This is a genomic window from Sulfuricurvum sp., assembly GCF_049305995.1.
Taxonomy (GTDB): domain Bacteria; phylum Campylobacterota; class Campylobacteria; order Campylobacterales; family Sulfurimonadaceae; genus Sulfuricurvum.
The window spans coordinates 1-5,769 of the sequence record NZ_JBAQPS010000345.1; the positions used below are offsets into that span (position 1 = coordinate 1).

General features: G+C 41.1%; 5 protein-coding genes. 2 read left to right on the forward strand and 3 right to left on the reverse strand.

Annotated features, from left to right (window positions below; genetic code table 11):
• Positions 1–156: 156 nt before the first annotated feature.
• Positions 157–966: a TIGR00282 family metallophosphoesterase gene (locus WA010_RS11660; protein WP_422557286.1), complete on the reverse strand. Its 810-nt coding sequence runs from the start codon at positions 964–966 to the stop codon at positions 157–159.
• On the reverse strand, positions 963–1,544 hold the full coding sequence (locus WA010_RS11665; RefSeq protein ID WP_422557287.1) for a hypothetical protein: 582 nt from the start codon (positions 1,542–1,544) through the stop codon (positions 963–965). The genes WA010_RS11660 and WA010_RS11665 overlap by 4 nt, the downstream gene beginning before the upstream one ends.
• 207 nt (positions 1,545–1,751) lie before the next feature.
• On the opposite strand from WA010_RS11665, the gene WA010_RS11670 reads away from it, so the two are divergent.
• Both WA010_RS11670 and WA010_RS11675 read left to right on the forward strand, forming a co-directional pair.
• Entirely contained in the window at positions 1,752–4,262 is a 2,511-nt protein-coding gene (locus WA010_RS11670) for a sensor domain-containing protein (protein WP_422557288.1), read from the forward strand.
• 80 nt (positions 4,263–4,342) lie between these two features.
• The gene (locus WA010_RS11675) at positions 4,343–4,849 is read left to right on the forward strand and encodes a YgjP-like metallopeptidase domain-containing protein (RefSeq protein WP_422557289.1); all 507 of its coding nucleotides are present in this window, start codon (positions 4,343–4,345) and stop codon (positions 4,847–4,849) included.
• Between the two features lie 70 nt (positions 4,850–4,919).
• Here WA010_RS11675 and WA010_RS11680 read toward each other — a convergent pair.
• Positions 4,920–5,769: methyltransferase domain-containing protein (locus WA010_RS11680; protein WP_422557290.1), on the reverse strand; the 850-nt coding region annotated here is incomplete at its 5' end.

Sequence of the window (5,769 nt, forward strand, 5' to 3'; positions counted from 1 at the left end):
AGAGTTTTAATTGTTCTAATGCACTGAAAAGTTCGAAAGAATCGGTTAGTTGCAAGAAAGCTCCTTTGTTAGGAGGTTCGTCATCCTCGGGCTTGACCCGGGGATCCATCCCCTATTGAATAACTGGTTTCCCGATCAAGTCGGGAATGACGATGGTTACTCTTCCATCCACGCATCCGTTTTATAAACACGCCCGTCATCAAATATTTTGAGTTTGAATGCTTCGCTGCATTTTCCCTCTTCCAACGTCATTATAGCGATTTGGAGGATTTTTCGACACTTTTCAGGCACTTCGAATCGTCCTGATACCCCTGTGATAAATCGCTCCAACGGAATTTTAGAATCCATACCGATGACGTTGTCGCGACATCCGCTGAGACCGATATCGGTGAGATATGCCGTGCCGTTTGCGATCTGAAAATCATCACTCCCCACATGGGTGTGAGTTCCGATAATGCCGCTCACCTCTCCTGCAAGTAACATCATCATGGCACGCTTCTCACTGGAGGCTTCGGCATGGAAATCGAGGAAGATATGCTCCACCCCGTCGTTTTTGAGCCGCGCGACCGTGTCACGAGCGCATCGAAAGGCATTATCGACGTACGGCATTCCATAATGCCCCATGATGTTCAGCACAGCGAGTTTTTCGCCCGCTACGTCGAAGATACGGCACCCTGTCCCCTTGACCCCTTCAGGATAGTTGTGAGGACGTAAAAGAGGCAATGTCTCCAACAACGGTTCGATCTCTTTTTTATCCCACGTGTGGTTTCCGCCGCTCATGCAGTCGATCCCCATAGCGAACAACTCTTGGGCATTTTTCATCGTCACACCGAATCCGTGCGAAGCGTTTTCGTAGTTGGCGATGACAAAATCGATTCCGTGTTCACGTCTGAGTTTCGACAAATGCTCTTTAATCATGCTCCGTCCGGGACGTCCGACGATATCTCCGATAAACGCTATTTTCACTCTTTCTCCTCTTTGAGATCCTCTCTAAGTTCTGCGCTTCTTTGACGAAAGTTCTCACTGTCTCCGTAATCGAAGAATTTTTTATAATTGTTGTGCATCGATTTAACCCGTGTGGCATGGCGTATCGGACACCAGTATTGTTCAGTCCGACCTGCAACTTCTGAAACATAACCCATCAATCCGTTGAAATAACTGCAATAGAGGCAGTTGAGCTTTTCGATTGCGTTAAGATACTTCAATCGGTGGCGATCGATGATGATGTAATCCTGCCGTTTCACTTTAGTAATCTTATAAATCGGAAAAGAGATCCACTGATAAACACTCACAAAGGCATCCAACATCAACGCGGGAATCAACACCGACCAAATGATCGGAACACTCAACAGATGCAAAATCGGAGTCGTCGCCAGATAGCGAAGCAATCCCTCGCGATCATGCCGATACGACTCTAATATCTCTTCTCGTTTTTTCGTGATTTCACAGGTGAAACGTTCATACTCTTGTTGAAGTTCCGATTCCAGCTCCGATTCGAGTGCTTTGATTTTGGCGACAAGTTCATCGATCTTGTGATGTTCCATTGTGAGCCTTTTGATAAAGTTTAAAACTATACTACAACTTAGATTTAAAGCTCCAAAAGCCAAAATAAGTGATTCAAATAACCTAAAATAGGGATATAGCGATTCTCAAGATAAAAAATTTAATCATTCATTTTTAGTTTTATAATTATTGATGTAATATAGTCAAATAATTTGCATTATCACCTAAAATCAGTTGAGGTTTATGCTTTGAATCCAATTAATATTTCAAATGAATTTTCTAAATCATTGTCTGAAGTAATAATGGAATCAGATAAAAAGGTACGTGAAAGTTCACAAATCCTTCAAAGTATTCTTGAAACAACTCTTGATGGTTTTTGGTGTGTCGATAATCAAGGTAATTTGATTGATGTCAATTTGGCGTATTGCCAACTATCTGGCTACACGCGAGAAGAGCTTCTGGAAATGCAAATATCTCAACTTGATGCGATTGATAGTACCTTAAAGATCGAAGAACGTATGAAAATGATCATCGATCAAAAACATATTCAATTTGAGACCAAACATCGTCGTAAAGATGGATCGTGTTGGGACGTTGAAATAAGTATAACGTATTTTGATATTGCAGGCGGACGATTTTACTCATTCCTACGTGACATCACTAAACGTAAGAACATGGAAATTGCATTACAAGAGAGTGAACAGTTTCTCAAACAATCACAAAGCAATGCAGGTATCGGAAGCTATAGCTTAGATATGACAACTATGTTCTGGAAAAGTTCCGATACATTGGATGAAATTTTTGGTATTCACCCTGACTACGAACATTCATTGAATGGATGGATCAACCTCATACATCCTAATGATCGCGAAATGATGTCTACCTATATGCAGGAAAACATTATTAATCAGCATCAAAAGTTTGATCGTGAATATCGAATTATTCGCCAAAATGATCAAACTGAACACTGGATTCATGGATTAGGTAAACTTGAATTTGATGCTATAAACCATCCAATAAAAATGGTCGGAACGATTCAAGATATTACCGAACGAAAACATTCTGAAGAGAAACTTCACCTTGCCGCAAATGTGTTTACCCATGCCAATGAAGGTATTGTGATCACTTCTCCTGATGGAATAATCATGGACGTTAATGATGCTTTCACGCATACTACCGGTTATGAAAGGGATGAAATTATTGGTCAAAATCCACGCATATTAAGCTCCAAACTGCAAAGTAAAGAGTTTTATTCTGCTATGTGGAATGCTTTGAGTGAAAAAGGTTATTGGTATGGCGAACTTTGGAATCGACGCAAGAACGGCGAATTATATGCTGAGATGCTCACGATCACTTCTATTCTAGATTCAAAAGGAAATATACAAAATTATGTGGGACTTTTTTCTGATATAACTTCTGAAAAGGAACACGAACAACAACTTGAACGCATAGCCCATTATGATACACTTACAGGCTTGCCTAATCGTGTTTTAAATTCAGACATGTTAAGACACGTCATGTTTCAAGCTGTACGACGAAATGAGCAGATAGCCGTTCTTTATATTGATCTAGATGGTTTTAAAGAGGTCAATGACCAGTATGGTCATGATGTGGGGGATAAACTTCTTATAGCACTTTCATTAAAAATGAAACAGACTCTTCGTGAAGGGGATACTCTCTCACGATTAGGTGGGGACGAATTTGTTGTGATTCTTCGAAATATGGCTGATATTTTTGCAGCTTCTCCCATTATAAAAAGACTTTTAGATGCTGCAAGTCAAACAATAGAGCTAGATAATGTTTTAGTGCAAGTTTCAGCGAGTATAGGGGTAACTTTTTATCCACAAAATAATGATGTAGATGCTGATCAGCTGGTTCGTCAAGCTGATCAAGCCATGTATGAAGCTAAACAAGCAGGTAAAAAACGCTACCATATTTTTGATTCGGAAGATGACCGTACGATACGCACAAGACATGAAAAGTTAGAACGCCTCCACCTTGCTCTAGTAAATAATGAGTTTGTTCTTCACTATCAGCCTAAAGTTAATATGCATACCGGTGAACTTATTGGTGCTGAAGCACTTATACGTTGGCAACATCCAGAAAAAGGGTTAATTCCTCCACTGGAGTTTCTCCCTATTATTGAAAATCATCCGCTGGCTATTGAAGTCGGCGAATGGGTAATCAAGGAAGCTATTTCTCAAATTGAACGATGGAAAATACAAGGTCTTAATCTACCGGTGAGTGTTAATGTCGGAGCTCGACAGTTATTGCAAGGAGATTTTTTTCAGCGGCTCAATGCAATTCTTTCCGAATATAAAAACTTTGACACTACATTACTCGAAATCGAAATACTTGAGACCAGTGCTTTAGAAGATGTCAATCAAGCTTCTCAAATTATTGAAAAATGTAAGATAATGGAAATCTATTTTTCTTTAGATGATTTTGGTACAGGATATTCATCGCTTACCTATTTAAAAAAGCTTCCTGTTAGAACGTTAAAAATCGATCAAAGTTTTGTTCGTGATATGCTCAATAATCGTGATGACTTGGCAATATTAGAAGGGATTATTAGTTTAGCTAAAGCTTTCAATCGAGAGGTCCTTGCGGAAGGTGTTGAAACCTATGAACATGGCAAACAACTACTTTTACTAGGATGTGATTTAGCACAAGGGTATGGAATCGCGCGTCCGATGCCTTCAGATGAAATGATCGAATGGGTTCAAAAATGGGACAAGAACCATGAATGGATTGCATAATATCCTTATTTCAAAATAGTTATACTTATCAAGGGTAAATAAGAAATAGGAAGTTCAATTAAACTATACTACAATTACGTATGCAATCGCTTAAATATTTAGCCCACTACCCTCATGAGATCCGTACACAAGTCCAAAATCTGATCGAAAATCAGACCTTGGGCGAGCGTCTTTTACTCAAATACCCCGATACCCATATTTACAATACCGATAAAAGTCTCTATGAGTATGTGATAGAGATCAAAAATGCCCACCTGCGCAATGCATCACCCATCTCAAAAGTACTCTATGATACCAAAATACGGGATTTACAATCGGCTCTTGGAACTCATACCTTTGTCTCACGGGTTCAAGGAGGAAAACTGAAAGCGAAAAACGAGATCCGAATTTCGAATCTTTTTAAAAATGCCCCTGAACCGTTTCTACAAATGATCGTAACCCATGAGCTTTCCCATCTCAAAGAAAAAGAGCACAACAAAGCGTTTTATAAACTCTGCACCCATATCGAACCTGCCTATCACCAGCTCGAATTTGAGGTCAGACTCTATCTCACCCACCTCGATCTCTTCGGGCAGTTATATAGATAAACGAAGCGCGGTTTACTGCGCGTGGGCTTTCCGCCGAGGAAAACTCAGCGTTAGCGTAGCGAAAGGGATTTTATTCCTTTCGCGTTAATTCAATGAGCACTTCATAGTGGGCGGTGTGGGGGAACATATCAAAAAGCTGAACTCTGTTGAGTGTGTATCCACGGAGGATCTCAAGATCTTTGGCTAAACTCACCGCATTACAACTCGAATACAGTATCCGTTCCGTTCCCACACGCATCAGCCATTTGCATATCTGCTCACCCAGACCACGCCTCGGAGGATTGACGATAATCACATCAGGCTTCTCTCCCGCCGCTGCACTAAATGTCGCCGCATCGAGAGATTCGAAACGGAGGGTTTTCATCTCCAACTGTGCCGCCGAATCACGAGCGCACTCTATCGCCTCAGGCTCGATCTCAATACCGACGATATGACGATCCGGCGCGGCACAATGCAATGCAAATCCCCCTACTCCGCAAAAGAGATCCCACAGGATTTTCGGTTTACTCTCACCTGCCCACTCACTCGCAGTGCGATAGAGCTTTTCGGCCACTTCGGGATTGGTTTGGAAAAAGCTTTTCGGACGGATAAAGAGGGGGATACCGTTAAACCGCTCTTCAAGACGGTGTTGCTCAGTTAAAAATATCTCCTCATCCCCTTCTAAAATTGCCATGTGTACCGGCTGTATGTTGGCCGTCACTACTTTGAGTTCAGGAGAGCGGGTCATCAAATCATCCAAAGCGTTTTGCAATCGAGTGAGTATCCCGTGAGATCGAAGGACAAAACGGAGCATCATAGAGCCATTGAATTTACTTCGGGTGAGGAGAACATATTTCAGCTCTCCTTTTTTCTTTTTGACATCGTATGCTTTAACTCCAAGTTCACGAAGCCACTCTTGTATTATATGTAAACTATTTTGC

What these genes read in the sequence shown, in the direction of transcription:
- WA010_RS11665 (WP_422557287.1), bottom strand. Translation starts at nt 1,544, where the DNA reads ATGGAACATCACAAGATCGATGAACTTGTCGCCAAAATCAAAGCACTC.
- WA010_RS11675 (WP_422557289.1), top strand. Translation starts at nt 4,343, where the DNA reads ATGCAATCGCTTAAATATTTAGCCCACTACCCTCATGAGATCCGTACA.